Origin of the sequence: Neobacillus niacini (genome assembly GCF_000759675.1) — a bacterium.
In the GTDB taxonomy this organism is placed as follows: domain Bacteria; phylum Bacillota; class Bacilli; order Bacillales; family Cytobacillaceae; genus Neobacillus; species Neobacillus niacini_A.
Genome location: NZ_BAWM01000003.1, coordinates 16,646 through 43,334 on the forward strand (window position 1 = coordinate 16,646; position 26,689 = coordinate 43,334).

Here is a 26,689-nt window from a genome sequence, read left to right on the forward strand (position 1 = left end):
TTAATTAATTTTATCTGAAAAATTTGAATTTTTTCTTAACCTAGTGTTAAAAGTGTGTAAAGACTTTGTATAGTTTGAAGGGAATTAGCGCTTGCCCTCACTATAATAAAGTAAAGACCTGAGCCCTGGTGCGTTTTTTAGTGAACGCAACATGGCTCAGGTCCCTATTTTGTGTACCGATTGGCATAGCTTGAGGCAACAAAGGCATTTGGCTTAATTTTTGGCTCAACCCCCATGGATTCCATTCGTGCTACCATTTCTTTCACAAATTCCCTCGTTTTGTTGCGTTTTCCGGCTCCAATATCAATATGACCTTCCATAGTGAACGTTGCCCCTTGATAGACAAAGGGAAGTACGATATTGATTAACCGAGTCTTTCTTTCCTCAGTAAATAAAGCAACGATGTCCTCTGTTAATGAGAGCTCAAAGGAAATCCGCTCATGCAGATGCGTCATTTTTCTCGGGATCACAATCTTCCTAATACAAGCCCAAACACCTTTACCCTCATTTTGAATGACAATACCCGTAATAAAAATGGTATGTCGTTTATGAACCTGTGAATCCGTTCCGACCATTAAGCGATAATTCCCGCTGGGTGCTAAATTCATAAATTTTATAATGTGTTCGAAAACCTGTTCAAACGACATACTTTTTTCTCGAAGATTCTGAAACGAATAATCAAAAACCTGATAATTTTTCATTTAGAACACCACATCTTTCCTTTCGTTATGATTAATTACTCTAACAATTCTTAATATTATTTTATGGAATAAAAATTATTCTTGTGCAGGAGTAATGGGACAGGCAGCCAATAATGTTGTCCAATACGAGTTTACTTGCCTTAATAAGGCTTTTTTCGGACAGTAATGACTTAGATTAATTTTTTGTAAATGAGTGAGAAATGTCCGCCTGAGGTGGACAGTGTCTTTCTGTGGTGCCTGTCACCTTTTTAAAAAACATTGTAGGAACGAGTTCTTTTGTTGTACTATGACTTTAGTTGTTTTTGAATGAATAGGAGTGTGTAAAAATGACAGAAAATTTCGAAAGACAGATTTTGGCTTGGTTTGAACATTTCCATGATCACCCCGAGGTTAGCTGGAAAGAGGTTAATACAACACAAGCAATTGCAGATATTTTGGATAATCTTGGCATAGAATATCGTCGTTTTTCTGATGTAACCGGACTTATAGCGGAAATCGGCGAGGGAGAAGAAGTGATAGCTGTCCGAGCGGAAATAGATGCTTTATGGCAGGAGGTGGACGGAGTTTGGCAGGGGAACCACTCCTGTGGTCACGACGCCATTATCTCAATGGTACTTGGTGCACTTCATTATTTGAAAGACAAGCCTCTCACGAAAAAGGTGCGTTTTATTTTTCAGCCAGCTGAGGAAAAAGGAAACGGTTCGATAGCGATGATTGAGAGGGGAGCCATTGATAAGGTGAGTCACTTATTCGGTATTCACCTTCGTCCAATAGAAGAACTTCCTATGGGTCGAATTTCTCCATCTATTCATCACGGAGCGGCTATCTTTCTAGAAGGTAAAGTCCTCGGTGAAGACGCACACGGTGCCAGGCCGCACCAAGGCAAAAATGCTCTAGACGTGATTGTTGGACTGCAACAGTTCGTCAAATCTATTTATCTATCACCGTTCGAAGCCTATTCTGCAAAACTTACAAAAGTTATTGCTGGTGGTGAGAGCTTAAACATTATCCCAGGTTCTGCGGAATTTGCTATTGATGTTCGTGCGCAAAAAAATGAAGACCTAGAAAAACTCAAGGACAAAATCGATCACGGAATTAACAGCTTAATAGACCTTTATGGGGTCGATATCGAATGGAAATGGAGCGATTTTACACCTGGAGCAGAGGTTTCTGCAGAAGCCGAAGCGATTGCCGAAGAAGCGATTCTAAGTGTTGCGGGCCAAGAGGCGCTTTCACCGTCAGTAATCACTTCCGGAAGTGATGATTTTCATTTTTATACTATCAAGAATCCAAAATTGAAAGCAGCGATGATTGGTGTGGGAGCTGACCTACAACCAGGGTTACATCATCCTAAAATGACCTTTAACCCATCTGCCCTTGACCTTGGGGCACGTATACTTGCTGAAACGCTGTTAAAAGCATAAAGAAGGAGTGCGATGCAATCATGCATCGCATTTTTTTCTGAATTGTGAAAAATTTACGTTGACGGGAATTTATCAAGTGTTTAAAATATAATTACCGACTATTTAACGACAATTAATAATTTTCAAAAAAGTAAGCGCTGTCAATATTTACTATATAATTTGGGTGGGGGATGTGTATGAAAAAAGAGATGACTTTTAAAATGGCGATAATACCACTTTTAGTCATGATAGTGGTAATGGGGATTACGATCATTGTTTTCGAACAAGGTCCACATATTCCATTAATTTTTGGAACATCAATTGCAGCAATTGTTGCTTGGCGCTGTGGCTACAAATGGTCAGAAATTGAAGAAATGATGTATAAGGGGATTCGATTGGCATTACCTGCTATTGTTATCATCATTCTCGTTGGCTTAACGATCGGTGCCTGGATTGGCGGCGGTATTGTTGCAACAATGATTTATTATGGATTAAAGATTATTACCCCATCCCTCTTCCTTGTGTCGATTACAGTTATTTGTATGATTGTTTCACTGGCAATCGGAAGCTCATGGTCAACGATGGGAACAATCGGCGTAGCTGGTATGGGTATTGGCTTAAGTATGGGAATTCCAGCACCGATGATTGCTGGTGCCATTATTTCAGGATCTTATTTTGGCGATAAAATGTCACCACTTTCGGATACGACAAATCTTGCTTCAGGGCTGACAGGAACTGATTTGTTTGTTCATATCCGCCATATGCTTTATACAACCGTTCCAGGTATCATAATCACCCTAGTAATATATGGTTTTATGGGCAGGAAGTTTGGAAATGAAGGAATGGATACAGCTAGTATCGATAAAACCTTAGGGGTCCTCCAGGATAGCTTTGTCATCTCGCCATTTTTATTAATTGTTCCATTATTGGTTATTGTTTTGGTAGCAAAAAAAGTACCCGCAATACCTGCATTAATTATTGGTATTACGCTTGGATTCCTCTCTCAAGTTTTGATCCAGGGCGGCACGATGTCCTCAGCAGTTGCTGCGCTTCAAAGTGGGTTTGTGATTGATACTGGCAATGAAATGGTGGACAACCTGTTTAACCGCGGCGGTCTTGACTCAATGATGTACACAGTATCAATGACCATTGTCGCAATGACATTTGGAGGAATTCTAGAGAATTCAGGAATGCTTCAAGCAATTGTTAATCAAATACTTAAATTAGCTAAGTCAGCAAGAGGTGTTGTAGCTTCAACGGTGGTTTCTTGTTTCGCCACAAATGCAACTTGTTCAGAGCAATATATTTCAATCGTTATTCCATCACGGATGTATGCGAAGGCATATCGTGATAAAGGCCTTCATTCAAAAAATTTATCGAGGGCACTTGAAGATGGAGGTACACTTACTTCCGTGTTTATTCCTTGGAATACCTGCGGCGTATTTATCTTGGGTACTCTCGGAGTACATGCAATCGATTATGGTCCATATGCAATATTGAACTTCATTGTGCCGATCATTTCAGTCTTTTATGCGTTAACAGGTATTACCATTACCAAATTGACACCTGAAGAAATGCTTCTTTTGAAAAAAGAAGAGGAAGCAACAATTTCAGCTTAAAAAAATATGGAAAGTTCACCACTATGGGAACTTTCCTTTTCCTTTATAGATAAGTAGACATGGTAAGTTCATATATTGCTCTTGGACGTCCTTGGTGATACACCATCTCTTCGCCGACGACCTTTACATAACCGTGATCCACAAGTTTTTTAATAATCCGTTCTGTAGAGCGGCGGGTAACCTGGAGATAGTCTGTGAGATCTGCAGACGTAAATTGAAGTGACTGCCTTGATCTGCTGAACTCAAGAATTTTAGAAAGATTGGAAGGACTTAGTTTCGTTTCTTTTGCCACTTGTAAAAGCTCAGGATGGTCATTTTTCAAACTGTACTGTTTATGCTCGTATGGGAAGGGACCAACCATTTCCTTGTCTTCGGTCAGAATGTAACCGCATTTTGAGGACAATTCTTTTTCAGCAAAACGCAGTGCAATCTTAGCGTGTTGGTCTGCTTCTTTCATCGTTGAACCGTAGCCAAAACCAACTATAATAGGTCCTGGCCATTTTTCTAAAAAGTCATTAAGGCGATTTTTATCCATTTCACCACGGGTACTATAAAGAACAGACAGGTTTTCGTTTAATGGCTGAATATATGCATTAAGCAAATGGACAAGGTTATCAATTTGTTCTTGCTGCGGGTCTTGAATTGAAAGGTAACCAACAGCCACTTGAGCGGCTTTACTTTTAAAAAGATCTGCTTGATCTTTAGCTGTTTGCAAACCGCGCAGCAAGGAAATTTCCGGATCCGCCATTCTAATGGCAGGAACACCAAGAGATTGAAGGTGGTGATAAACCGCATGTACACTCGTTAAAGCAGTTTCGGTTACACCCTGTTCCCAAAGATTGAAGTGAAATTGGACGATACTTTCTAAATTGAAACTGTCTTGAAGCATTTGTTGTTTAAAATCCATAATCTTTAAGGATTCAATCCTGATTTCACTTTCCGAAAGAACATGGTTGATGTTTGAAGCATCAAACAAATCAATAGAAATCCGCTCAAATGGTATTTTGCTTTTATGAGTGATGGCAAGTAAAGAAGCTGCAACGGCTATTTCGTCTTGGGTTAGAATTAGCGTTGGTAGAGTAAGGTTCTCAAGGTGCTTTTTTGAAAAATAGTAAGGAAGGGCTCCTGAGAAAAAGACCACATCACAAGGCTTTAAATTTCTAATAAGTTCAGCAGCTTCCTGTGGCTGTTGATAAATATAGGGTTCAATTGTAATATCAGGAACTTGAGCGGCAACGGTATGGATTTTTTTAAAAAACTCCCTTGAGCCTATGACAGCAATTTTCGTGGCCAAGTTAAACACATCCCTAAAACGTCTATTTTACGACAACTATAACATACTATTGTTTGGAGAGGAATGATTATTATGAAAATTATGTCAATTGAACTTTTTGCTATCCACTTGCCTTTAAAAGAACCATTTATCGTTAGCTACCACACCTATAACCATATGCCGTCTATTATTGTGAAAGTGACAACGAACGAGGGAATTGTCGGCTATGGTGAAGGCGTGCCTGATGAACATGTGACAGGAGAAACTTGGGAAGGGACATTCGAAATTATTAAGAATACCTTAGGACCCGTCCTGATAGGGCAAAACCCGATGGAAATTGAGCGGATTCACGAATTGATGAACAAGGCAATATATGGAGCCCCAACTGCAAAGGCAGCTATTGATATTGCTTGTTTTGATATAATGGGGAAAAAGTTGCAGCAACCAGTTTATCAGCTTATTGGTGGTCGATATCATGCTGAATTTCCGATTACCCACGTCCTTAGTATCTCCGAACCTGAAGAAATGGCTGCTGAGGCCGCTCTTATGAAGGAAATAGGTTATCAATCTTTTAAAATGAAAGTTGGGACAAAAGTAAGCAAAGATGTTGAGCGAATAAAAGCGGTTCGTTCTCAAGTAGGCGAGGACATTGCCATCCGTGTAGATGTGAATCAAGGATGGATAAATAGCGCCACTACAATAACTGCAGTAGAGCAATTGCGTAATTTGGGCATTGATTGGCTGGAGCAGCCTGTTGTTGCCGATGACATTGACGGAATGGTTGAAGTGAAATCGAAAACGACGATTCCCATGATGATTGATGAGGGTTTAAAGGGAACGCGGGATATGCGGGAGATCATACAAAAGCGCGCCGCGGATAAAGTGAACATAAAACTAATGAAATGCGGCGGTATATATCCGGCTGTGAAGCTTGCGCACCAAGCGGAATTAGCGGGTATGGAGTGCCAGATTGGTTCGATGGTTGAATCCTCAGTAGGTTCAGCAGCAGGTTTCCATGTTGCTTTTTCAAAGAAAATCATTACAAGCGTCGAGCTGACAGGGCCATTGAAATTTTCTAAGGATGTTGGCAATTTAGCATATGATGTGCCATTTATCCGGTTGACAGAGAAGCCGGGGTTAGGGGTAGAAGTTAACGAGGAAACGCTAATGGAGTTAACTGTGTTTCAGGGGAGTGTTCAATAAAGGAGGAAATGTTCTTGAATTGGATTTATGAAGGAATACTTAGAAACGGAAATTTACCCTTTAAGGTGCGAAAATTGGATGCTGAAGACTTAGAAGAAATTTTAGAGGTGCAGAAGCAAGTTGTACAAGCGATGGAAGGTCCAGGAATACTTCAGCCTCTTACGAAGGAAGAGTATCAGTATATCTTAGAAGGGAAGGGCTTGATGATTGGTGCATTTGTGGGCAATGACCTAATAGCCTTTCGAGCACTCCTCATTCCACCAATCGATGAAGAACACTTAGGAAGGGATATTGGTTTAGCAGAAAATGAACTGCGAAAGGTTCTTTATCAGGAGATTTCAAATGTACTTCCTGACTATCGAGGGAACCATTTGCAAAAGATTCTAGCAGCAAGAATTATGGAAGAGTTAGGAAAGGATATTCAACATTTCCGTTATATTTGCTGCACGGTTGCCCCATTTAACATTCCAAGCCTAAAGGATAAGTTTGCCCAAGGAATGAGAATAGCGGGTCTAAAAGAAAAATACGGTGGCAGCTTGCGTTATATCTTTGTCAAAGACCTCGAAGAAACCGAAGAGAAAGCAACACTTTTCCAGGAAAGCACCCGAATAAAGATGGGAGATATAGAAGTTCAAAAACGTATAATCTCCCAAGGCTGGCAAGCTGTAAGGATGGAAGAAGACGAAGGAGCACATTGGGTGGTTTATGTATATGACGGTGACAGGCACTGCTAATGTACATTTGTACGCCTCTGGTGGACAGTTTTGTGATGATGCTAAATTAAGGAATTTTATTAAAAGAAATAAACATCTCTTTGCCTGTTACCAAGGTTTGGTGACAGGCACCTTTTTTTATAGTCGAGATTTAATTTCCTTGATTTGCTCGATATGCCGCTCTTCATGGAGATAAATCAATTCCACCCATTGGTCTAGCGGCAAATAACCGAAGAGTGGGTGCTTTGTAGATTTTTCTTTTAGGATCGACTTGTCTTCTAGCTGATTATAAAACTCGAAAAATAGGTTTCTTGAATGATTCAAAAGCTCTGTAATTTGCTGAAACTCCAACGGTTCAATGCCAGGCACAACCATATCAGGTGCTTTTGCCTTCTGAGTGCGGTCAGCTGTCAGCTGAATCGGCTTTGTCTCAGCTTTTCTTCCATTGACTTTATTAAGTCCGTAAATGATTGCCTGTGTGAAGACACTTTCGGTTAAGTACAAATGATGGCACACCTGAGCTACGCTCCATGTATCGGTGTCAGGCTTTTTATTCAGATTTTCATAGCTTAGACCAGAAATTTCATTTACCAGCCTATTCCTCGTTGCCGTTAGACTCTCTATAACCTTTACATTAATATCAACCACGCTCCTCAAATGAACATTCAATACTGTTTATATTCACCTTTATGAAAAATATTCCTTCTAAGCGGCAATGAAAAAATATTATTGATTGTGAATTGTTGTGTGAACAATAATAGTGTATGATGCATAGTATAGAACATAGTGTATGACGTACAGCATAGAAAACAAAGGAGGTGGATGGATGAGTACCTTATTAAACTCATTAACTACTGAGCTAAGGAGAGGGACATTAACATTGGCGGTATTAAGCCAGCTGCGAACTCCGCAATATGGATATTCCCTTGTCCAATTATTAGAGCAATGTGGGATTTCAATCGAACAGAGTACACTATATCCATTGCTTCGCCGACTGGAAAAACAAGAGTTAGTCACAAGCAGCTGGGATACAACTGAAAACAGACCACGCAGGTATTATGTGTTAACACCATATGGAATAGAGATATTCCAGCAACTAAAGAAAGAATGGGAAAAGACTTCACAAGAGCTTTCCCTATTATTAAAAGGAGATGAAACTGATGAGAATGATTGAACTTTATATTCAAGAGGTTACTCGCAGGCTCCCTGAAAAAAGTCGAGAAGATATTGCACTTGAGCTGCGCTCAACGATTGAGGATATGCTTCCGGATAATTATACAGAGAAAGAGGTTAAGTCCGTCCTTGAAAAAATGGGGAATCCCGCTATCTTGGCCAGCGGATACCTAGACCGCCCCATGCATTTGATTGGTCCTCGTTACTTTGATATCTATATTAATCTGTTAAAAATGATTCTCCCCATAGCCGCTGTAATTTCCCTGATTTCTTTTATTGCTGATACGATTATTTCCTATTCTGGAGAGGAAGCTGTTTTAAACATTATCTTAAACGCTGTTGGTTTTGGAATTTGGAGGATATTGAGCACTGGTGTTCAAGTGTTTTTCTGGTTAACGGTGGTGTTTGCTATCATAGAGCGTACAGATCATCGGAAAAATCAGACTCCATTAACAGCATGTTTTAAAGAGTGGACGCCAGAAGATTTAAATAATATTCCTTACATTCCAAAGGAAAAAGCTATTCCAAAGGTGGAAGTGCTTCTCGGTTTGCTTTGGACAGCTATCTGGGCAAGTGTCTATTTCAATGCGGCTAGTCTTCTAGGAGTCTATGAAAAAGGAAGTAATGGTCTTGAATTTGTAATGCCAACTTTCAATCAAGACGTTCTGTATTCCTATTGGCCATTGGTGATCATGGTAATTGGGCTGGAGATTGCTGTTGCCTCATATAAATTGCTTAAAGGGGAATGGACCAGGAAGATTGCAGCTCTCAACACAGTCATGCATGGTGTATCTTCCATTGTATTTATCTTCATCATTAGTAACAATCAGTTATTTAATCCATCATTCGTTACCTATATGACTGACCTATTTAGTATCACTGGTGATTTTGGTTCCTGGATTTTTTGGGCAGCGATATTTACCTTCCTATTATTCGCCGCAATAGATATTTACCAGGGCTTCCGAAAAGCTAATCTAAAAAACGTTAAATAAACAAAGGCATCATCCAATAATGGATGGTGCCTTTGTTAAATCTCCAGTTTAGAGGTACGCATATGATTGTTTTTTACATAAAAAATGATAGTTGTAAAAATGGTTAGCACCCCATAAATGACGCACATTAGCTGCAGACCAATAAAGTCTAGGAGGAACCCAGTGATGAGCAGCACGATTTGGAAGCTAATCCGGTCAAGCATATTTCGGAATGAGAAAAATCTTCCGTGAAAATCCTTTGGTACTTTTGTTTGAAAAATCGTCGATGCCGTTGGAAAGAAGCAGCCGACCGAGAAACCAAAAACTAGGAATGCTGCTATGGTTACAACAGTAACATCCGCAAAATAAAGCAGAAGTTGAGACAAACCAACGAGGAGCGAGCTGCAAAATAAAATCTTGTTAGGAGAGAAATTTTCACTGATTTTTTTAATAAAAAAGGCTCCTAACATAAAGGAAACTCCTTCAGCCGTGTAAATCCATCCTTTTATGGCGGAACTATCCTGTAATTCACTAATATTGATCACTAAAAGATTGAAGCCTCCCAAAAATAAAAGTGGAACAAGGGTCATCAATAGTGTCATAAAAACAATTGGAATCCCCTTTACAACTGGCAATACATCTTTAAAACTAGTTTTCTCATTGGTACCTTTTCTTGCTGATGTTTTATTCTCATTTTCTTCAAAGTTGAGGAACCAAGTTAGGATGAGTAATCCAAGGTAGGCAACGAATGAACCGTAATACAGCATGGATAAGGGAAGGATCACCAAGAGTATCCCTGCAACAGCCGTACCGATGATCCGTGAAAGGGTGGCAACATTCATATGAACTCCATTTAGCTGGAGCAAGTCCTTATCTTTGACAATAAGAGGTATCGTGGCTTGCAAGGCTGGAAAGTAGAAAGCAGCAGAAATCTGAATGGTAACGAAAAATACGACCATCCACCAAACTGAACCTGTGGCTATCGCAATCAGCATGAAGACGACACTTACAGTACGCAATAACCCTGACCATAGCATGACCGTTTTTTTGCTTTTTTGGTCAGTTATTTTGCCTGCGTTAGGTCCAACGACAATACCTGCTACTAGCCCAGTAGCCATAAGGAGTGATTTTAAGAAATCAGAAGGTACCTTCTCCTGCATGAACTCTAAATTTCCAATAATTCCAAGCCATAACCCAAGACCAGCGATAAATTCCCCCGTTAAAATAATCCAAACATTTCTGTTTTTCCACATAAGCTGGCCTCTCAATCATTTAAAGTAATTTTCATCCAATCACTATAATAATCTAATTGTTAATAGATTAGAATAACTACTTTTACAGAGGTGAGAAGGAACAATTACTTTTAAAAATATTTTAGTTCTTGTCCTTCTTTCACCAAGTTTTCACCAATGTCCTCTAAACTTCTAACTATCAAGAATGAAAGGAGGAAAGATAGCGATGAATACTAGAGTCAAACTAGCGATTATCTGGGCTGTAATCATCACTTCTATATTGCTTGTGATTAACTTTTCACTACATCTTTTAGGAGGATTTCATAACAAAGTGGTTGTGGTTTACGGCTTTCGCCCAGAAGGAAGACGCCATCATGGCGGTATGGGGCCTCACCAGTTTATGAATGGTCCACATCACGGAGGAGAATTTTCTTGGTTTGGACTTCTATTATTTCTCATTATTGGACTAGTCGCTTTAGTTCTAATAGTGAGATGGGTTAGAAGGAAAGCAAAAAATATATTTCAACCATTTAACCTTCCAATGATGTTTCGCTATCCATACGTAGAATAGGCTGGCAATTAAATAATAGATGGCACTAAAAGCAGTGGTGTCCTCGGACCGATGGTCAAACCAGCTGGGTTTATAATAACTACTTGAGAAAAACATTTTATTCAAATTTTTAGAATAAAAAACGCATTATTCCTACTTGACTGATAGGAATATATATAATAATATTTTCATAGACTAATTTACGCAACGCGAAATATATTTAACATAAGGGGGGAAATAAGATGAATGCATTTCTTATTATTGTGAATGTTGCAGTATTGCTTTTACTCATTGTCGGTTTGCGCATGATGGCAAAGAAACATGTGTCATTCTCAAAACGTGTATTCACTGGTTTAGGTTTAGGACTTATCTTTGGTTTTATTATTCATTTAATTTATGGTACTGATTCTGAGGTTACTACAAATACAATCGAGTGGTTTAACATTGTAGGATCAGGTTACGTTAAGCTATTACAAATGGTGGTTATGCCGCTTGTATTCATTTCCATTGTAGGGGCTTTTACAAAGTTAAAACTAACAAAAAACATCGGGAAAATCAGTGTCCTCGTAATTGGTTTGTTACTAGGAACAACTGCTATTTCTGCAGCGATTGGTATTGGAACTGCTTTAGGATTTGGTCTTGATGGTATTGAATTAACAGAGGGTGAGGCAGAAGCAGCCCGTAATGCTGCATTGGAAGAAAGAGCAGCTGGTGTTGAAGCAATGACTGCACCACAGCAAATTCTAGAATTATTCCCAGCTAATCCGTTTTTAGATTTAACAGGTGCACGTGCAACATCTACGATTGCCGTAGTAATTTTTGCGGCATTTATTGGGATTGCTTACCTTGGTGTTAAGCGTAAAGATCCTGATCACGCTGAACTATTTGCAAAAATTATTGATTCTTTATACGCAGTAATTATGAGGGTTGTTACACTGATTCTTCGTTTAACACCATATGGTATTTTAGCAATTATCACTAAGGTTGCTGCAACAAGTAACTATGAAGCGATTGTAAAATTAGGAAAGTTTGTTATTGCTTCTTACGTAGCACTTATCCTTGTGTTTATCGTTCATTTATTATTATTATCAATCGCAAAAATCAACCCAGTTAATTATGTGAAAAAAGCTTTACCAACCTTAACATTTGCCTTTACTTCTCGTTCAAGTGCAGGAACATTACCTTTAACGATAAAAACACAAACGAAAGACTTAGGTGTTTCCGAAGGGATTGCTAACTTTGCAGGTTCCTTTGGACTTACAATCGGTCAAAACGGATGTGCAGGTGTGTATCCAGCGATGCTAGCGGTTATGGTAGCACCAGCAGCTGGTATTGACCCACTTAGCCCAGGATTTATTATTTCATTGATTCTTGTAGTTGCCATTAGTTCATTCGGAGTAGCAGGTGTTGGTGGCGGTGCGACGTTCGCAGCCCTAATCGTTCTATCTGTCATGAACCTTCCAATTGCAATTGTGGGTCTCCTGATCTCAGTAGAGCCTTTAATTGACATGGGACGTACAGCTCTAAACGTAAGTGGATCCATGACATCCGGAGTCCTAACAAGCAAAGCAACAGGTGAATTCGAAAAAGAAGTATATCAACAACCAAATATTGTAGAAGCATAAAAATAGTTGAAATATGGTGACAGGCACCACTCGTGGACACAGTCCATGTGGTATGGACACTTTGGAATTTACTGGATAGTCGAAATCGGCTATCCAGTTTTTTTGTTTTGGTTAAATCAACAAAATTATATAGAACGTATGTTTGTTTTTGTGTTATACTATTCTTAAATGCACTTAAGTGAGGGATTAAATTGAGTGAGGTAAATAATGTAATCAGTAATTTTAAACAATATTCGTCGTGGTTAAGCACAATAGAATATATGGGCGAAACATTATGGTTTAAACCAATTGCCCAAGATAGATGGTCTATAAGTGAGATAATTGCCCATATCACCAATTGGGATAAACATCTTTTATCAGAAGTTCTTCCATCAGTACGAGAGGAAAAGGGGATGGAGTTTCCTGATTTTGATACCTATAATAAAAAGGCTTCTGAACACGCAAAATCAGGAATATCACAATCAAAACTTTTTGAAGAAGCAAAAGATACAAGGGAACTACTTGTAAAAGAACTTTATGAAATGCCGATTGAAAAGTTAAATAAACCATTAACAGCGAATGGTGTAACTCATTGCCCACATACAGGAACACCATATTCTCTTCTACATATTATTAAGGAGTTTATTGATCACGATAACTACCACAAAAGACAAATCGTACAATTTTTAAAGGAAAACATCTAAGGAAAAACTAATTAAACGTTTGATTAGTTCGGCTGTCAAACTAATCAAACGTTTGATTAAATAGGATTGAACCCTTGATATTAGTGGATTTTGTTTGAGATTACTTTCATGGGTACAAACTAATCAAACGTTTGATTAAATCGGGTGATAAACTAATTAAGCGTTTGATTAAAAGAGGTTGAAGCCTTGATTTATAAAGGTAAATTATAATTATAGTTGTAAAGAATTCAAGGGAGGATATACAAATGATTACAAATGTTGCAACTGTAGCGGTATATGTGGATGATCAGCAAAAGGCAAAGGATTTTTGGACAAACAAGGTGGGTTTTGAGGTATATGCGGAGTTTCCTATGGGACCAAATGCATCATGGCTTGAAGTAGGACCACAAAATGCACAGTCACATCTCGTCATTTATCCTAAATCAGTGATGCTGGGACATGAAAACATGAAGGCGTCGATTGTTTTTGCATGTGATAATGTGTTAGAAGCCTATGAAAAAATGAAAGCAAACGGTGTGAATTTCAAGGGTGAGCCACAGGAAATGCAATGGGGAACCTTTGTCCAGTTCAGTGATGAAGACGGTAATGAATTTTTATTGAAAGGGTAAACCTCCAATATTTCATTAAAAAAGTAGCCTCCTCAATGACCTGTTCATTGAGGGGGCTACCTTACTAATTAATCCTTTTTTCCGACTCCGTGCATGATAAATTGAATAGTCCGCTCAATTTCAAGTTCATCATCCCACTCCAAATGAGGGAATAGGATATAGCGGGAAAATAAGAAGCCGAGAATATTAGTAATCGTTAACCTTGCTATACTTTCTGGAGGCATATCAATTAATAGCCCTTTTTCCTGATAGCCCTTGATTACTTTTTCTACACGATTAAAAATATTTTTTACAACCAGTTCAAGAAATTGTTCACGCAATTCCGGCTGGAAAGGAATTTCTTGAAACATGATTTTCACTACAGGTAACATCCGGATGAGAAGGTCTCTTCTATTTTCTATCATTGCTCGCAAAAACTCTTCGACAGTTTCAAATTCTCGGTCGAGTACTTTATTAAAGTCCTTTACCACTAACGGAGCAATGAACTTTGTCATCAGCGGGGCAACAATGGAAACCAACAATTCCTTCTTCGTTTTATAATGCCGAAAGATTGTTCCTTCAGCTACACCCGCCTTTTTGGCGATCTCACTTGTAGAAGAAGCGGCATAGCCTTTTTCAGAAAAGGTTTCAATAGCGGCTACAATGATTTTCTTTTGCTTATCGGTTAATTTATCTTCATCAAATAACTGCTGGAGCATTAATTCTTCTTCAGTCATTGTTAACTCCTTTTACTCGCGGAATAACAGAATTTACTCGCGAAAAAATAGCATTTACTCGCGGGTTTTACTAATTTACTCGCCAAGAGCGAATAGATTGTGGCAACTCCTCATTAAATCTTCCTATATTTCTTCAATGCTACTACATTTAAAACAATGAAGACAAGAGCAAAGCCCAACAACACCAAAAGGTCGTTCGTGATTTCACTTAATCCTGACCCTTTATACATGACCTCCACTAAGGCGTTGCCGCCATAATACATCGGCATACATTTAGCAAGAATCTGCATCCAGCCAGCCATAGATTCAAACGGGAAAATACCAGCAAAAAAGACCTGAGGGATGATGGCAATCGGAATAAATTGCATCATCTGGAACTCGGAATTGGCGAATGCTGATAAAAGAATACCGAGTGATAATGCAACTAAAGCAAGAGTTAAATTAATGATGACAACATTCCAGAATGAACCTACCAGCGTAATATCTAATACTTTTACAGCATACGTAACCACAATAATGGTTTGAACCACTGCAAATAATCCATAACCCATCAAATAGCCAAAAACAATATCTCTTCTAAGGATAGGGGTCGCCAGTAATCGTTCGAGGGTACCAGTGGTACGTTCCCGCAGCAAAGCAATCCCTGATATTAAGAATACGAAGAAGAATACAAAGAATCCAACTAGGATGGGGCTTAACTGATCAAAAAAGATTGTATCTTTATTTCCATATAGATAAGAAGTATTTATTTCAGGAGCTTTTACTTGCTCCATCTTAACTGGAATTCCTGGCAGTTTACTTTGAATACTTTCCATAAATGCGGACAAAGTAGCTGCCTGCTCTTTAGCTTTTTCTGCGGCAATGGCCTGTTGAACTTTTACCTGTAAAGCCTTTGCTGCATTGGGCTGGTCGTTTGTAAGGGTCAAAGAGATATTTTCACCATCAAATTGAAGAACTCCATCTAAGTCTTTATCGAGTAAAAGGTCTTTTGTGTTTTCTTCAACTTGTAACACAGTAATGTCGTTATCTTTTAATCTTTCTACCAGGTTATCATCTGCTTTGATTACACCAAGTCTGGGATCAACAGTATTTCCAGAAAGCAGATAATTCAGGAGGGTTAAAACGAGCAAGGGAGCAACCATCATTAATGCCAAGGCCCGTTTATCTCGTAACATTTGATGAAATATCCGTTTTACCAGGGCTAGTATTCTCATTGCTGTTTACCTCCTGCTTTTAAAAATACCTCTTCTAAACTTGTAATTCCATACTGATTCTTCAATTCTGCCGGGGATCCGCTTGTGATGATTTCTCCATCACGTACCATAGAAAGGCGATCACATTTCTCAGCTTCATCCATGACATGAGTAGTCACTAAAATCGTTTTCCCTGTCTTTTTTAAGCGAAATAGCTCAGCCCATATCGACTGTCTTAACTCTGGATCAATTCCAACCGTCGGCTCATCTAGAATAAGCACATCTGGGTCTTGTATTAAGGCAACAGCTAGTGATAACCGACGCTTCATACCTCCAGAATAGTTTTGGACCTTCTTTTTTAAATCAGCTGTTAGATTCACTAAATCTGCTGCATAGGCAATCCGTTCTTTTTGGACATCTTTTTTAAGTTTAAAAAGGGAGGCAAAGAAAGAGAGATTTTCCTCTCCAGTTAAATCGGAGTATAAGGCGTCAGCTTGCGCCATATAGCCTATTTTCTGCAAAAGTTTTAAATTAGGAACTACTGTATTCAATACCTGAACATTACCTTGGTTGGGAGAATCCATGCCCACGATAATCTTTACCAAGGTTGTTTTACCTGAACCAGAAGGACCGATTAGCCCATAAATTTGTCCGGATTCCACGGTTAAGTTGATCTGATTCAGGACTAACTTTTTTCCAAAGCTTTTACTCACTTCATTTATAACTATCGTTGATAACATCGTTAATCAATCCCCTCTAAAAATGAGTGATTACTCACTTCAATTATAACAAAGATATACCTTAGGTCAATAGGCTTCATACTGGACTTTGCTAAAAATTTCTATCCAATATGATATACTATTCTCACATAGTAACTCGGGGGGGTGAATGAATGGCACGGGAACGGAAATTTAATACAGTAGAGCTATTTCATGAGGCGAAGCAGCTGCTCCTTCAGCATGGATATGACGGATTTACCTTCAGTCTTTTGGCTGACCGGATGGAAATATCGAGGGCAGCTCTATATAAATATTACGACAATAAAGAAAAGTTAATTACAGACTTTATGATTTACGAAATGGAAGAATTTCTTCATGAATTAAAAGAAATTGAAAAACTTGAAGGGTTTGAACAGCAATTCGACTTTCTGATCGATCTTATTTTTAAAAAGACAGAAGTACACGAATTAATTAGAGCTGCCCAACAAGTTATGGAACGAATGGAGGATGCCATTACAAATAAAAACAAGCTGGAAAAGCTGCCATTAGATATGTACAACTTTTTGCAAAGCTTTATCCTACTAGGTAAGGAAGAAGGAAAATTAAAACAACATCTCCCAGATGGATTAATTATTGGATTTATTCTTCAAACAGTTGCGATTCCCAATCATTTTGGGATACCGAAAGCAGAATGGATTCATTCAATTAAAGAAATTATTAGCCAGGGAATGTTCATGAACAATAATTGACACAAGTGTCACTTTGAAAGATAATAAAAGTGTATTGGTGTCAGTTATTTTTTTTGTCCAAAGTTACATTTGTGTCACTTATATGATGAAAAAAGGAGTGCAAAAGTATGAATTCATTCTTACAGTCGGTAACTGATCGAGTTACCTCAAAAAAGGGAATGTGGATTACGCTTGGAATCTGGCTATTAGTAACCATGCTGTTGGCTGTTCTTGCCCCAAGTGCTAAGGAATACGAGGTATCAAGTATTGACTCTATTCCTGCAGATGCTAAATCTACCATTGCCCAGAAAAAGCAAGATGACTATTTTAAAAATAATGAAGGAATACCAGCCATACTGGTTTTTCAAAACGAAGGTAATAAAGTAGACGTATCAGACTTGAAACCATTACTTGAAAAAATGGATCAGATAGAGGGGATAAAGGAATATGTTCCGTTAACAAACATACCCCCACAAGCGACTACAAATTTCTTCTCCAAAGATCAAAGTACACTGATCCTTCCCATAACCTTTGAATCTTCTTTAGAGTCAAAGGAAATCAGGACCTCGCTAGAGCAAATTGATGATATAGTTGAGAAAAACACAGACTTAACATTATATACTACTGGTCCGGCAGGAATTGCGGTCGATTCTCTTAATCTCTTTTCCCGTGCTGATTTTGTCTTGTTATTTTCAACAGTTGGATTAATCTTAATCTTATTAATTGTGATATACCGTTCCCCATTATTAGCTCTGATCCCACTGTTAGCTGCTGCATTTGTTTATGAGGTAGTGAACCAGGTACTAGGCTTGATGGGGATGGCTGGATTGGTGATAAGCAATCAAACATTTTCAATTATGACGATTCTTTTGTTTGCAGCAGTCATCGATTACTCCTTATTTGTCTTCTCGCGTTACCGTGAGGAGTTGAAGAGATTTGACAGCAAATTTGACGCGATGAAACAGGCGATGAGAGAAACTGGAATGCCTGTTTTCTTCTCAGGGGGAACTGTTTTAGCGGCAATGCTGGTCCTGTTTTTTGCTGAGTTTGGAGATTATCGTAATTTTGCCCCAGTTTTCGCTGCAGCCATGCTTGTTATCATGCTGGCTTCCATTACACTTGTACCTGCCTTGTTTACTTTGTTTGGAAGAAAGTCCTTCTGGCCTAAGATTCCAAGAGTGGGTGAGGAAACCGTTCAATCCAGTTCGGCATGGAGTAAAATTGGTCAATTTGTCGTGAAAAAACCAGTGGTTTCAGCTTCCGTTATAGGGTTCATCCTTCTAGCATCAGCCCTTAACATGCTGAATCTGAATTATGAATTCGATACGATGAAGTCGTTTCCGAAGGATATGCCGTCAAGGCAAGGCTATGAAATTTTAGAAGAGAAGTTTGAAAAAGGTGATCTAGCTCAAACGACTGTATTGTTAGAAGCGAAAGAAGAGGTTACACCTGAACAGCAAGCAGCAATGCTTGAAAAGCTTCAGGATCAAAATCTTGTCAGTAATGTTCGTTTAAATGGCAGCACATCAGATAAAAAAGTGATCCAATATAGTCTCACATTTAAGGAAAGTCCATACGCAGTAGAAACAATGGATGCATTGGAGAAAATGCGTGACAATGCAGATCAACTAGTGGCAGAAAGTAATCTGGATGGAGAGCTTTATTTTGCAGGAGAAACGGCCAAAAAAGTGGATGACCGCGCAACGAATGACAGGGATTTAATCGTTATTGTTCTACTCGAATCACTCTTGATTTTTGCCATGTTGATAATCATGACAAAATCATTTAAAATGCCGATCTATATGATGGGAACCATCCTAATTTCCTTCCTGGCGGCAGTCGGTCTAGGAATGTTCTTAAGCAGTCTATTCTTTGATATTGACACCATAAGCAACCGTGTTCCGCTCTATTCATTTGTCTTTTTAGTCGCACTTGGTATTGATTACAATATCATTTTAATTTCAAGATTTATGGAAGAAAGGAAAAAACACTCTGTGAAAAAGGCAGTAGGGATTGCTGTTGCCAATACTGGCGGTGTGATTTCATCTGCAGGAATCATTCTAGCGGCAACCTTTGCAGTGTTGATGACCCAGCCAATCCAATTATTGTTCGTATTTGGCTTCATCGTTGCAGTGGGTATTTTATTAGATACCTTCCTCATTCGAGGAATCCTTTTACCGGCATTAATCGTATTATTTGAAAAAGATAAACCAGAAGTAGAAAAGAACGTTCAATAATATTAATTTTTTAAAAAAGAAGTGTCAAAGATTTATATCTTTGCTGCTTCTTTTTTAATGGATGTAACTCCTATTAAAATAAAGTATTAAATATGGTAATAGTGAATATTCTAGTTTATGATAGAGTGAAAAGTATGATTTTTTTTGGGTGGGAGTTTATTGTTTTTAATAGATTATATAGTAAATCTGTCAATTTTTTTACTTTTGGTTAGTACTCCTCTAGTCATCCGCTCGTTTTTTAATCATAAGCCCATAAAACATGCTCGTCTTTGGATTGGTGTCTATGGAGGAATTGTTTCAATCATTCTCATCATGCTATCCATACATGAGCAGGGGTATCCTTACGACATTCGCTATGCTCCAGTTATTCTGATTTTTGCCTACCTTGGACCATTCGCAGGAATTATCACCGGATCAATTGGATTACTCGCAAGATTGTTCTCTGGCGGTCATTGGGATATAGCTATTACCGGCTGGGCAGCTCTGATGATTTGGTTTACAATCATAAATTATTATGTTAAAAGATTTACACCATTAATGAAATCTATTATTTTATGTGGTTCTTATATGATCATTTATGTTATAACTGTACCGATCATTTTTAACGTATTTAGAGATAAACCATTCTTTCATGTTCAATATATCCTGTTTGTGATGTTAGGAGTTATTCTAGGTCTATTACTAATTGAGTCCTATGTAAAGCTCCACAGATTAAATAACAGATTATCGGACATGTACAGAATGGTAGAAGCGAGTGAATCTAAATACAGGCTAATCGCTGAAAATACATCTGATCTTATTATGGTGATGGATAAAGAGCATACCCTTACTTACTTCTCGCCTTCCCATGAAATCGTTTTAGGGTATCAAGGGAGTGAATTGGAAGAGGTTAAATTATGCAGGTTTATCCATCCTAATGATGTTGAAATGTTTAAAAGTACATTAGATAGGATGTTTGAAAATAAAGAATCACTATTGATTGAATTTCGCCTCAAACATAAACAAGGTCAATGGATTGAATTTGAATCCCGCTGTGTGCCTGTAAATGGTGAAAATGATGAAATCGAGCATATTGTCATCATAAGTCGTGATATTTCTGAACGTAAAAAGGCAGAGGAAATTCTATTACAATCTGAGAAACTATCAATTGTTGGGGAGCTAGCTGCAGGCGTAGCGCATGAAATCCGGAATCCCCTTACCACGATTAAAGGCTTTTTACAGCTTTATCAGTGGGAAAATGGAGCAAATGAAATAAATGAATTGCTCCTGAGTGAACTTGCACGTATTGAAACGATAACAAGCGAAATGCTTTCTTTAGGAAAACCACAGGCTGTTCAGCATCATCGGACGAATTTACAGGAACTAGTAGAAAATACCCTTGAACTTCTCTCACCGCAAGCACATTTGGAGAATATTCAATTCAAACTATGTGTGGAGGAATCATCATTTTTTATTACAGGGGAGAAGAATCAATTAAAGCAGGTATTCCTTAATATTCTCAAGAATGCAATCGAGGCAATGCCTGATGGAGGTAATATACACATTAATCTTCAAAAAAGTGAAAACGGTGAATGTGTTCTTTCAGTCCAGGATGAAGGCTGTGGAATACCTGAAGAACTTCTGCCGCGTTTAGGTGAACCTTTCTATAGTTTAAAGGAAAAGGGAACCGGACTGGGTTTAATGATATGTAATAAAATCATTAAACAGCACCAAGGAAGTATTACGTATCAAAGTAAAGAACAACAGGGTACTTTGGTTGAAATTAAATTACCATTGGCAAGTTAAAAAAGAGAAGCACTTCCCAGCAAGGGAAGTGCTCCTCTTTTTTTTTGTCTAGCTTCAGCGCCTAGGGGCTCGGGGTCATAAGGTTGTCTAGTTGCGGCTCCTTGGGACTCGAGGAATAAGCCACCACATGAAGAAGGTAAAAAGCGCCTTCTTGCATGGTTCGTCTTATTCCTTCGTCCCAGAACAGTCGCCTCCACACTTCAGACAATCCGTCAAGAAGGTAAAGACCGACCTTCTCGCCGGCTCGTCTTATGCCTGTCGCCCCTGTGCACTAAGGAATGATTCCTAGAATAATCCTCGCAGGAACAAGCTGTGCTTGTTCCGAAGGCGCTTCCGCATTTCTTTTTGGCACGCTTCTTGCATATTAAAAAGGTGTGAGCAATAAACTCACCTATTTTTTAGGAGGTGCTGTTACGTGAATAAAATTATTTCTTTGGATGAAGCTACATCGTTTTTTAAAGATGGAATGACTATTATGGCAGGTGGCTTTATGGGGGTTGGGACACCAGAAGATCTTGTATCCGCTTTACTTGAAGCAGACGTGAAAGATATTACTTTGATCGCGAATGATACCGCTTTCACTGAAAGTGGAGTAGGACCTTTAATTGTAAACCATAGAGTTAAGAAAGTAATTGCTTCACATATTGGTACGAATCCAGAAACAGGACGGCAAATGATTGCGGGTGAAATGGAAGTAGAATTGGTACCCCAAGGGACACTTGCAGAACGTGTTCGTGCAGGCGGAGCGGGTCTTGGTGGAATTTTAACTCCAACCGGTGTCGGAACGGTTGTAGAAGAAGGAAAAGAAAAGCTGACAGTAGATGGACGAGAATATTTGCTCGAAAAACCACTACGTGCGGAAGTTGCTCTTCTTAAAGCATATAAAGCGGACAAATCCGGGAATTTGGTCTATCATCGCTCAGCCCGTAACTTCAATCCATTCATGGCGTTAGCAGCTGATCATGTAATTGTTCAAGTAGAAAAGTTGGTTGAAGTAGGAGAAATTGATCCCGATGAAGTTATGACTCCAGGGATTCTCGTGGATAAAATTTATGTTCAGGGAGGTAGTAAATAATGGTACAAACATTAGTCAATCCAAAACAAATTATCGCTGCACGTGTGGCAAAGGAAATGAGAGACGGAGATGTGGTTAACCTTGGTATCGGCTTACCAACAATGATGCCAAACTATCTGCCTGATAATGTAAATGTTATTTTACAATCCGAAAATGGCTATGTCGGACTTGGTCCTTTAGAAGGTGAGATTGATCCGGATTTGGTCAATGCGGGAGGACAGCCTTCTGGGATTCTTCCTGGTGGTGCATTCTTTGACAGCGTATTCTCCTTTGAGTTAATTCGCGGAGGACATGTTGATGTAACCGTCCTTGGAGGGCTTGAAGCAGATGCTAAGGGAAACCTAGCTAACTGGATGGTCCCAGGGAAAATGGTCCCTGGAATGGGGGGGGCGATGGATTTAGTGACCGGAGCAAAGAAAGTAATCGTTGCAATGGAACATACAGCGAAGAATGGCTCCTCAAAAATTTTAGAAGAGTGCCGCTTGCCCTTGACTGGAAAAGGTGTAGTAGACCTGATCGTGACGGAACTAGCCGTTTTTCGTGTAACTGAAGAAGGACTTGTTTTAGAAGAACTTCAAGATGGCGTCGACCTTGAAACGGTAAAGGAAAAAACGGAAGCTTCCTTTAAAATTGGCCCGAAAGTAGTATTAGACTTAGTTTCCTGAGTATAATTGCACTCAATTTTTCACAAGATTCATAGAAAAGCAGTAGATAAGATTAGGAGGACAAAAGTATGCGTGAAGTTGTAATTATTAGTGCTGTTCGTACAGCAATTGGGAATTTTATGGGGACCTTATGTGATACACCTGCAACTGTGTTAGGTGCAGTTGTGATTAAGGAAGCTTTAAAGCGTGCGGGAGTTAAAGGTGAACAAGTAGATGAAGTCATCATGGGTAACGTTCTCCAGGCTGGTATTGGTCAGGGACCAGCACGTCAGGCCGCGATAAAAGCAGATCTTCCAAATGTAGTATCATCGATGGCGATTAATAAGCTCTGCGGTTCAGGCTTAAAGGCTGTTCACTTAGCAGCGCAGGCAATCCAGACGGGGGAAGCTGAAATTGTTGTTGCAGGCGGAATGGAAAACATGAGCTTAGCTCCTTACCTGCTGCCAAAAGGACGCACTGGCTACCGAATGGGAGATGGAAAGGTTATCGACAGCATGATACAGGATGGTTTGCAATGTGCCTTGAACTCATACCATATGGGTGTTACGGCAGAGAATATTGCTGAACAATATGGATTAACGAGGGAAGAACAGGATGAGTTTGCAGCATGGAGCCAGCAAAAAGCTGAGAACGCAATAAAAGAAGGAAAGTTCAAGGAAGAAATCGTGCCTGTGGAAATACCGCAGCGTAAAGGTGACCCTATTATATTTGATACCGATGAGTTTCCACGAGCAGGAGTAACGGCAGAAAAACTTGGAAAACTGAAACCTGCATTTAAAAAGGACGGAACTGTTACGGCTGGGAATGCCTCAGGTATAAATGATGGCGCAGCTGCATTAGTGCTTATGAGCAGGGAGAAAGCAGCTGAACTTGGGATCAAACCAATTGCGGTAATCCGTGCAAATGGAACAGCAGGAGTAGACCCGGAAATAATGGGCATTGGGCCTGTTCCAGCAACTAAAAAGGCACTAGAGAAAGCCGGGCTTTCGATTGAAGATATGGATTTAATTGAGGCAAATGAAGCATTTGCTGCCCAATCACTTGCAGTGGGACGTGATCTTCAGATTCCAAATGACAAACTAAATGTTAATGGTGGAGCAGTGGCATTGGGACATCCTATCGGTGCAAGCGGAGCCCGTGTTCTGGTAACTTTGCTGCATGAAATGAAACGTCAGGGTTCCCGTTATGGATTGGCAGCCTTATGTATCGGCGGCGGTCAAGGAATAGCAACAATTGTAGAAATGGAAAAATAATTGATAAGAAAGTTGATTCCGTAAAAACGGAAAATTCCGGAATTGCGGAATCAACAATCATCAAAATTCCGTATTTCCGGAAAAACCACCGAAGAATGTTTGCTAGTTTTATTATATTAAATACCTAGATATTAGTATAATAAGAGAGAATTTTACGATTATTTAGACATTAAGTAAACTTGGCATAGAACTTGCATTAATATAAACGTAGGCATTAGATGAAAACGTTTACTAAGGGGTATTTTGTTTGAAGCTTGCAAAAAAAGGTATAGGGGGATTTAAATGGATTTAATTGTTATTCTTCTGGCGCTTGGACTGCTTATGTTCGCCGCCTACCGTGGTTTTTCTGTAATTTTATTCGCTCCATTATGTGCAATTTTAGCTGTTTTATTTATTGATCCGAGTCAAGTTTTACCGTTTTTCTCTGGAGTATTTATGGAAAAAATGGTTGGATTCATCAAATCCTACTTCCCAGTCTTCTTATTAGGAGCTATCTTCGGGAAGGTAGTTGAAATGTCAGGAATTGCGGAATCTATTGCGAAGACCATTGTTCGCATATTAGGTGCGAAACGTGCCATGCTTACCATTGTTTTACTGGGCGCTATCTTAACATATAGCGGTGTAAGTTTATTCGTTGCTGTATTCGCCATTTATCCGTTTGCAGCTCAAATGTTTAGAGAAGCCAATATTCCTAAAAGACTTATTCCCGGTACAATTGCGCTTGGTGCTTTCACATTCACCATGGATGCCTTACCAGGAACGCCACAAATTCAAAACGTTATTCCAATTGCTTTCTTTAAAACCGATATTTATGCTGCACCTATACTAGGTATCATAGGAGCTATTTTCGTCTTAACGCTTGGCTTATTGTACTTGGAAATGAGAAGGAAAAAGGCAGAAAAGGCTGGAGAAGGCTATTATGGCTTCGGTGCTGAGAATGCAGCTGCTTTAGCAAAAGACTTAATTGAAGAAAAAGAAGAGGGAGCACCTGATTTAACTTCTAATCAATCTGTTTTAAGACAAGTTTTAGCATTTGTTCCACTTATTCTTGTAGGTGTTACCAATAAACTATTCATTACGTTTATACCAAAATGGTATCCAAATGGATTTGACTTTAAAGCGATAGGTTTACCATACACAGTAGACGTCGCAGCGAGTGCTGCTATCTGGGCTATTGAAATGGCATTGGTTGTCGGGATTGTCACATCCCTTCTATATGACTGGAAGCGGGTAACTCATAATTTTAAAGAAGGACTCAACCAAAGTATCGGCGGTTCATTACTAGCTACCATGAATACTGGTGCTGAATATGGATTTGGCGGAGTTATTGCTGCACTTCCTGGCTTTGCAAAAATTAGTGATGGAATTTCGACAACATTTACAAATCCACTTGTAAACGGTGCTGTTACAACTAGTACTCTTGCAGGTGTTACTGGTTCGGCATCTGGTGGTATGGGGATAGCATTAGGGGCAATGGCTGATAAATACAATCAGGCAATTGCAGCAGCAAATATTCCACCTGAAGTTATGCACCGTGTTGTTGCGATGGCGTCAGGCGGTATGGATACACTTCCTCACAATGGTGCGGTTATTACACTTTTAGCCGTTACAGGATTAACTCATAAACAATCCTATCGTGATATTTTTGCGATTACAATTATCAAAACAATAGCTGTTTTCTTCGTTATTGCCATCTATACTTTCTTAGGTCTTGTATAAAATTTAGAAACATACGTTAGATTAATAAATAGATATTTTAGGAGGGTCAATATGTTAGTAGGTAAAGTAGCATTTATTACTGGATCTGCAAGTGGAATAGGTTTAGAAATCGCAAAGACTTTTGCACAAGAGGGAGCAAAAGTGGTTATTTCTGATTTGAATAAAGAAAAAAGTGAAATTGTTGCGAGTGAACTAAGAGAGCAAGGGTATGAAGCATTTTCTGCTCCTTGTGATGTCACTGATGAGGAAGCATTCAAGAATGCTATAGAATCTGCACATAGCAGATTTGGAAGAATCGATATTTTAGTAAATAATGCTGGACTGCAGTATGTTTCTCCAATTGAGGATTTCCCTACTGAAAAGTTTGAGTTCTTAGTAAAAGTTATGCTCACGGCTCCGTTTATTGGGATTAAACATGTATTCCCTATCATGAAAGAACAGGGCTTTGGAAGAGTCATCAATATGGCATCGATTAACGGTGTTATTGGTTTTGCTGGAAAGGCAGCCTACAATAGTGCGAAGCATGGAGTGATTGGACTAACAAAGGTTGCTGCATTAGAGGGCGCTACACATGGGATCACTGTAAATGCTCTATGCCCAGGTTATGTTGATACACCACTAGTTAGAAACCAGCTCAAAGACTTGTCTATTACAAGGAATGTCAGCTTGGAACGTGTAATCGATGATGTACTACTTTCGCTTGTACCTCAAAAGAGGCTGTTAGCGGTATCGGAAATCGCCGATTACGCTGCTTTCTTGGCTAGTGATAAAGCTAGAGGAATCACAGGTCAAGCCGTTATTCTTGATGGCGGTTACACTATTCAATAGTAAAGAGATCCTGCTCG

At 39.1% G+C, this 26,689-nt stretch carries 25 protein-coding genes; 18 read left to right on the plus strand and 7 right to left on the minus strand.

The window, feature by feature from the left end:
* Positions 1 to 164: 164 nt before the first annotated feature.
* Positions 165 to 701, minus strand: a complete 537-nt coding sequence (locus TR08_RS00730) for a ribonuclease H-like YkuK family protein (protein WP_045514930.1) — start codon at positions 699 to 701, stop codon at positions 165 to 167.
* A gap of 326 nt (positions 702 to 1,027) precedes the next feature.
* On the opposite strand from TR08_RS00730, the gene TR08_RS00735 reads away from it, so the two are divergent.
* Positions 1,028 to 2,125, plus strand: coding sequence for an amidohydrolase (locus TR08_RS00735; RefSeq protein WP_045514933.1), 1,098 nt, complete (start codon positions 1,028 to 1,030; stop codon positions 2,123 to 2,125).
* A 176-nt stretch (positions 2,126 to 2,301) separates the two neighbouring features.
* On the plus strand, positions 2,302 to 3,723 hold the full coding sequence (gene nhaC, locus TR08_RS00740) for a Na+/H+ antiporter NhaC (RefSeq protein WP_045514935.1): 1,422 nt from the start codon (positions 2,302 to 2,304) through the stop codon (positions 3,721 to 3,723).
* A gap of 43 nt (positions 3,724 to 3,766) precedes the next feature.
* On the opposite strand, the gene TR08_RS00745 is transcribed toward nhaC, so the two are convergent.
* Complete coding sequence (locus TR08_RS00745; RefSeq protein WP_045514937.1) at positions 3,767 to 5,017, minus strand: transcriptional regulator; 1,251 nt, start codon at positions 5,015 to 5,017, stop codon at positions 3,767 to 3,769.
* Between the two features lie 72 nt (positions 5,018 to 5,089).
* Here TR08_RS00745 and TR08_RS00750 point away from each other — a divergent pair, with 72 nt between their 5' ends.
* Together TR08_RS00750 and TR08_RS00755 are read left to right on the plus strand one after the other, a co-directional pair.
* Entirely contained in the window at positions 5,090 to 6,199 is a 1,110-nt protein-coding gene (locus tag TR08_RS00750) for a mandelate racemase/muconate lactonizing enzyme family protein (protein ID WP_045514939.1), read from the plus strand.
* Positions 6,200 to 6,213: 14 nt separating this feature from the next.
* Complete coding sequence (locus TR08_RS00755) at positions 6,214 to 6,933, plus strand: GNAT family N-acetyltransferase (protein WP_152597308.1); 720 nt, start codon at positions 6,214 to 6,216, stop codon at positions 6,931 to 6,933.
* Between the two features lie 117 nt (positions 6,934 to 7,050).
* Here the strand turns inward: TR08_RS00755 and TR08_RS00760 are convergent, their stop codons facing one another.
* On the minus strand, positions 7,051 to 7,551 hold the full coding sequence (locus TR08_RS00760) for a DinB family protein (RefSeq protein ID WP_045515079.1): 501 nt from the start codon (positions 7,549 to 7,551) through the stop codon (positions 7,051 to 7,053).
* Positions 7,552 to 7,738: 187 nt separating this feature from the next.
* Between TR08_RS00760 and TR08_RS00765 the strand changes: the two genes are divergently transcribed.
* Both TR08_RS00765 and TR08_RS00770 read left to right on the plus strand, forming a co-directional pair.
* Positions 7,739 to 8,086, plus strand: a complete 348-nt coding sequence (locus tag TR08_RS00765) for a PadR family transcriptional regulator (RefSeq protein WP_045514944.1) — start codon at positions 7,739 to 7,741, stop codon at positions 8,084 to 8,086.
* On the plus strand, positions 8,073 to 9,077 hold the full coding sequence (locus tag TR08_RS00770) for an HAAS signaling domain-containing protein (RefSeq protein ID WP_045514946.1): 1,005 nt from the start codon (positions 8,073 to 8,075) through the stop codon (positions 9,075 to 9,077). The genes TR08_RS00765 and TR08_RS00770 overlap by 14 nt, the downstream gene beginning before the upstream one ends.
* A 35-nt stretch (positions 9,078 to 9,112) precedes the next feature.
* Here the strand turns inward: TR08_RS00770 and TR08_RS00775 are convergent, their stop codons facing one another.
* Entirely contained in the window at positions 9,113 to 10,309 is a 1,197-nt protein-coding gene (locus TR08_RS00775) for an MFS transporter (RefSeq protein WP_045514948.1), read from the minus strand.
* 205 nt (positions 10,310 to 10,514) lie between these two features.
* Here TR08_RS00775 and TR08_RS00780 point away from each other — a divergent pair, with 205 nt between their 5' ends.
* From TR08_RS00780 to TR08_RS00795, 4 genes are all read left to right on the plus strand, one after another.
* The gene (locus tag TR08_RS00780) at positions 10,515 to 10,859 is read left to right on the plus strand and encodes a hypothetical protein (RefSeq protein WP_045514949.1); all 345 of its coding nucleotides are present in this window, start codon (positions 10,515 to 10,517) and stop codon (positions 10,857 to 10,859) included.
* Between the two features lie 221 nt (positions 10,860 to 11,080).
* On the plus strand, positions 11,081 to 12,463 hold the full coding sequence (locus TR08_RS00785) for an L-cystine transporter (protein ID WP_045514951.1): 1,383 nt from the start codon (positions 11,081 to 11,083) through the stop codon (positions 12,461 to 12,463).
* 191 nt (positions 12,464 to 12,654) lie between these two features.
* Positions 12,655 to 13,146: a DinB family protein gene (locus TR08_RS00790; RefSeq protein ID WP_045514953.1), complete on the plus strand. Its 492-nt coding sequence runs from the start codon at positions 12,655 to 12,657 to the stop codon at positions 13,144 to 13,146.
* 245 nt (positions 13,147 to 13,391) lie between these two features.
* The gene (locus tag TR08_RS00795) at positions 13,392 to 13,754 is read left to right on the plus strand and encodes a VOC family protein (RefSeq protein ID WP_045514955.1); all 363 of its coding nucleotides are present in this window, start codon (positions 13,392 to 13,394) and stop codon (positions 13,752 to 13,754) included.
* Positions 13,755 to 13,822: 68 nt separating this feature from the next.
* On the opposite strand, the gene TR08_RS00800 is transcribed toward TR08_RS00795, so the two are convergent.
* The 3 genes from TR08_RS00800 to TR08_RS00810 form a co-directional block, all read right to left on the minus strand.
* The gene (locus TR08_RS00800; protein ID WP_045514957.1) at positions 13,823 to 14,470 is read right to left on the minus strand and encodes a TetR/AcrR family transcriptional regulator; all 648 of its coding nucleotides are present in this window, start codon (positions 14,468 to 14,470) and stop codon (positions 13,823 to 13,825) included.
* Positions 14,471 to 14,583: 113 nt separating this feature from the next.
* Positions 14,584 to 15,684, minus strand: a complete 1,101-nt coding sequence (locus tag TR08_RS00805) for an ABC transporter permease (protein WP_045514959.1) — start codon at positions 15,682 to 15,684, stop codon at positions 14,584 to 14,586.
* Positions 15,681 to 16,403 (minus strand): ABC transporter ATP-binding protein, encoded by a 723-nt coding sequence (locus TR08_RS00810; RefSeq protein WP_045514961.1) that lies wholly within the window; start codon positions 16,401 to 16,403, stop codon positions 15,681 to 15,683. Before TR08_RS00810 ends, TR08_RS00805 begins: the two co-directional genes overlap by 4 nt.
* 152 nt (positions 16,404 to 16,555) lie before the next feature.
* On the opposite strand from TR08_RS00810, the gene TR08_RS00815 reads away from it, so the two are divergent.
* From TR08_RS00815 to TR08_RS00855, 8 genes are all read left to right on the plus strand, one after another.
* A complete protein-coding gene (locus TR08_RS00815; protein ID WP_045514962.1) occupies positions 16,556 to 17,131 on the plus strand; it encodes a TetR/AcrR family transcriptional regulator in 576 nt (191 codons plus the stop codon).
* Positions 17,132 to 17,238: 107 nt separating this feature from the next.
* On the plus strand, positions 17,239 to 19,347 hold the full coding sequence (locus TR08_RS00820) for an MMPL family transporter (protein ID WP_045514964.1): 2,109 nt from the start codon (positions 17,239 to 17,241) through the stop codon (positions 19,345 to 19,347).
* Between the two features lie 159 nt (positions 19,348 to 19,506).
* Positions 19,507 to 21,132: an ATP-binding protein gene (locus TR08_RS00825; protein ID WP_045514966.1), complete on the plus strand. Its 1,626-nt coding sequence runs from the start codon at positions 19,507 to 19,509 to the stop codon at positions 21,130 to 21,132.
* A 415-nt stretch (positions 21,133 to 21,547) separates the two neighbouring features.
* Positions 21,548 to 22,207 carry an acetate CoA-transferase subunit alpha gene (gene atoD / locus TR08_RS00835; protein WP_081954306.1) on the plus strand — a complete coding sequence of 220 codons (660 nt, stop codon included), beginning with the start codon at positions 21,548 to 21,550 and terminating at the stop codon, positions 22,205 to 22,207.
* Complete coding sequence (locus tag TR08_RS00840) at positions 22,207 to 22,872, plus strand: 3-oxoacid CoA-transferase subunit B (protein WP_045514970.1); 666 nt, start codon at positions 22,207 to 22,209, stop codon at positions 22,870 to 22,872. The genes atoD and TR08_RS00840 overlap by 1 nt, the downstream gene beginning before the upstream one ends.
* A gap of 68 nt (positions 22,873 to 22,940) precedes the next feature.
* Complete coding sequence (locus tag TR08_RS00845) at positions 22,941 to 24,125, plus strand: acetyl-CoA C-acetyltransferase (RefSeq protein WP_045514972.1); 1,185 nt, start codon at positions 22,941 to 22,943, stop codon at positions 24,123 to 24,125.
* 282 nt (positions 24,126 to 24,407) lie between these two features.
* Positions 24,408 to 25,844, plus strand: coding sequence for a GntP family permease (locus TR08_RS00850; protein WP_045514973.1), 1,437 nt, complete (start codon positions 24,408 to 24,410; stop codon positions 25,842 to 25,844).
* A gap of 51 nt (positions 25,845 to 25,895) precedes the next feature.
* Positions 25,896 to 26,672, plus strand: coding sequence for a 3-hydroxybutyrate dehydrogenase (locus TR08_RS00855; RefSeq protein ID WP_045514974.1), 777 nt, complete (start codon positions 25,896 to 25,898; stop codon positions 26,670 to 26,672).
* The last annotated feature ends 17 nt before the right edge of the window (positions 26,673 to 26,689 follow it).

Coding starts and splice junctions, on each gene's coding strand:
- TR08_RS00805 (WP_045514959.1), bottom strand. CDS start 15,684: ATGAGAATACTAGCCCTGGTAAAACGGATATTTCATCAAATGTTACGA.
- TR08_RS00785 (WP_045514951.1), top strand. CDS start 11,081: ATGAATGCATTTCTTATTATTGTGAATGTTGCAGTATTGCTTTTACTC.
- TR08_RS00810 (WP_045514961.1), bottom strand. CDS start 16,403: ATGTTATCAACGATAGTTATAAATGAAGTGAGTAAAAGCTTTGGAAAA.
- TR08_RS00820 (WP_045514964.1), top strand. CDS start 17,239: ATGAATTCATTCTTACAGTCGGTAACTGATCGAGTTACCTCAAAAAAG.
- TR08_RS00780 (WP_045514949.1), top strand. CDS start 10,515: ATGAATACTAGAGTCAAACTAGCGATTATCTGGGCTGTAATCATCACT.
- TR08_RS00840 (WP_045514970.1), top strand. CDS start 22,207: ATGGTACAAACATTAGTCAATCCAAAACAAATTATCGCTGCACGTGTG.
- TR08_RS00735 (WP_045514933.1), top strand. CDS start 1,028: ATGACAGAAAATTTCGAAAGACAGATTTTGGCTTGGTTTGAACATTTC.
- nhaC (WP_045514935.1), top strand. CDS start 2,302: ATGAAAAAAGAGATGACTTTTAAAATGGCGATAATACCACTTTTAGTC.
- TR08_RS00845 (WP_045514972.1), top strand. CDS start 22,941: ATGCGTGAAGTTGTAATTATTAGTGCTGTTCGTACAGCAATTGGGAAT.
- TR08_RS00800 (WP_045514957.1), bottom strand. CDS start 14,470: ATGACTGAAGAAGAATTAATGCTCCAGCAGTTATTTGATGAAGATAAA.
- TR08_RS00770 (WP_045514946.1), top strand. CDS start 8,073: ATGAGAATGATTGAACTTTATATTCAAGAGGTTACTCGCAGGCTCCCT.
- TR08_RS00765 (WP_045514944.1), top strand. CDS start 7,739: ATGAGTACCTTATTAAACTCATTAACTACTGAGCTAAGGAGAGGGACA.
- TR08_RS00775 (WP_045514948.1), bottom strand. CDS start 10,309: ATGTGGAAAAACAGAAATGTTTGGATTATTTTAACGGGGGAATTTATC.
- TR08_RS00855 (WP_045514974.1), top strand. CDS start 25,896: ATGTTAGTAGGTAAAGTAGCATTTATTACTGGATCTGCAAGTGGAATA.
- TR08_RS00795 (WP_045514955.1), top strand. CDS start 13,392: ATGATTACAAATGTTGCAACTGTAGCGGTATATGTGGATGATCAGCAA.
- TR08_RS00750 (WP_045514939.1), top strand. CDS start 5,090: ATGAAAATTATGTCAATTGAACTTTTTGCTATCCACTTGCCTTTAAAA.
- TR08_RS00730 (WP_045514930.1), bottom strand. CDS start 701: ATGAAAAATTATCAGGTTTTTGATTATTCGTTTCAGAATCTTCGAGAA.
- TR08_RS00850 (WP_045514973.1), top strand. CDS start 24,408: ATGGATTTAATTGTTATTCTTCTGGCGCTTGGACTGCTTATGTTCGCC.
- TR08_RS00815 (WP_045514962.1), top strand. CDS start 16,556: ATGGCACGGGAACGGAAATTTAATACAGTAGAGCTATTTCATGAGGCG.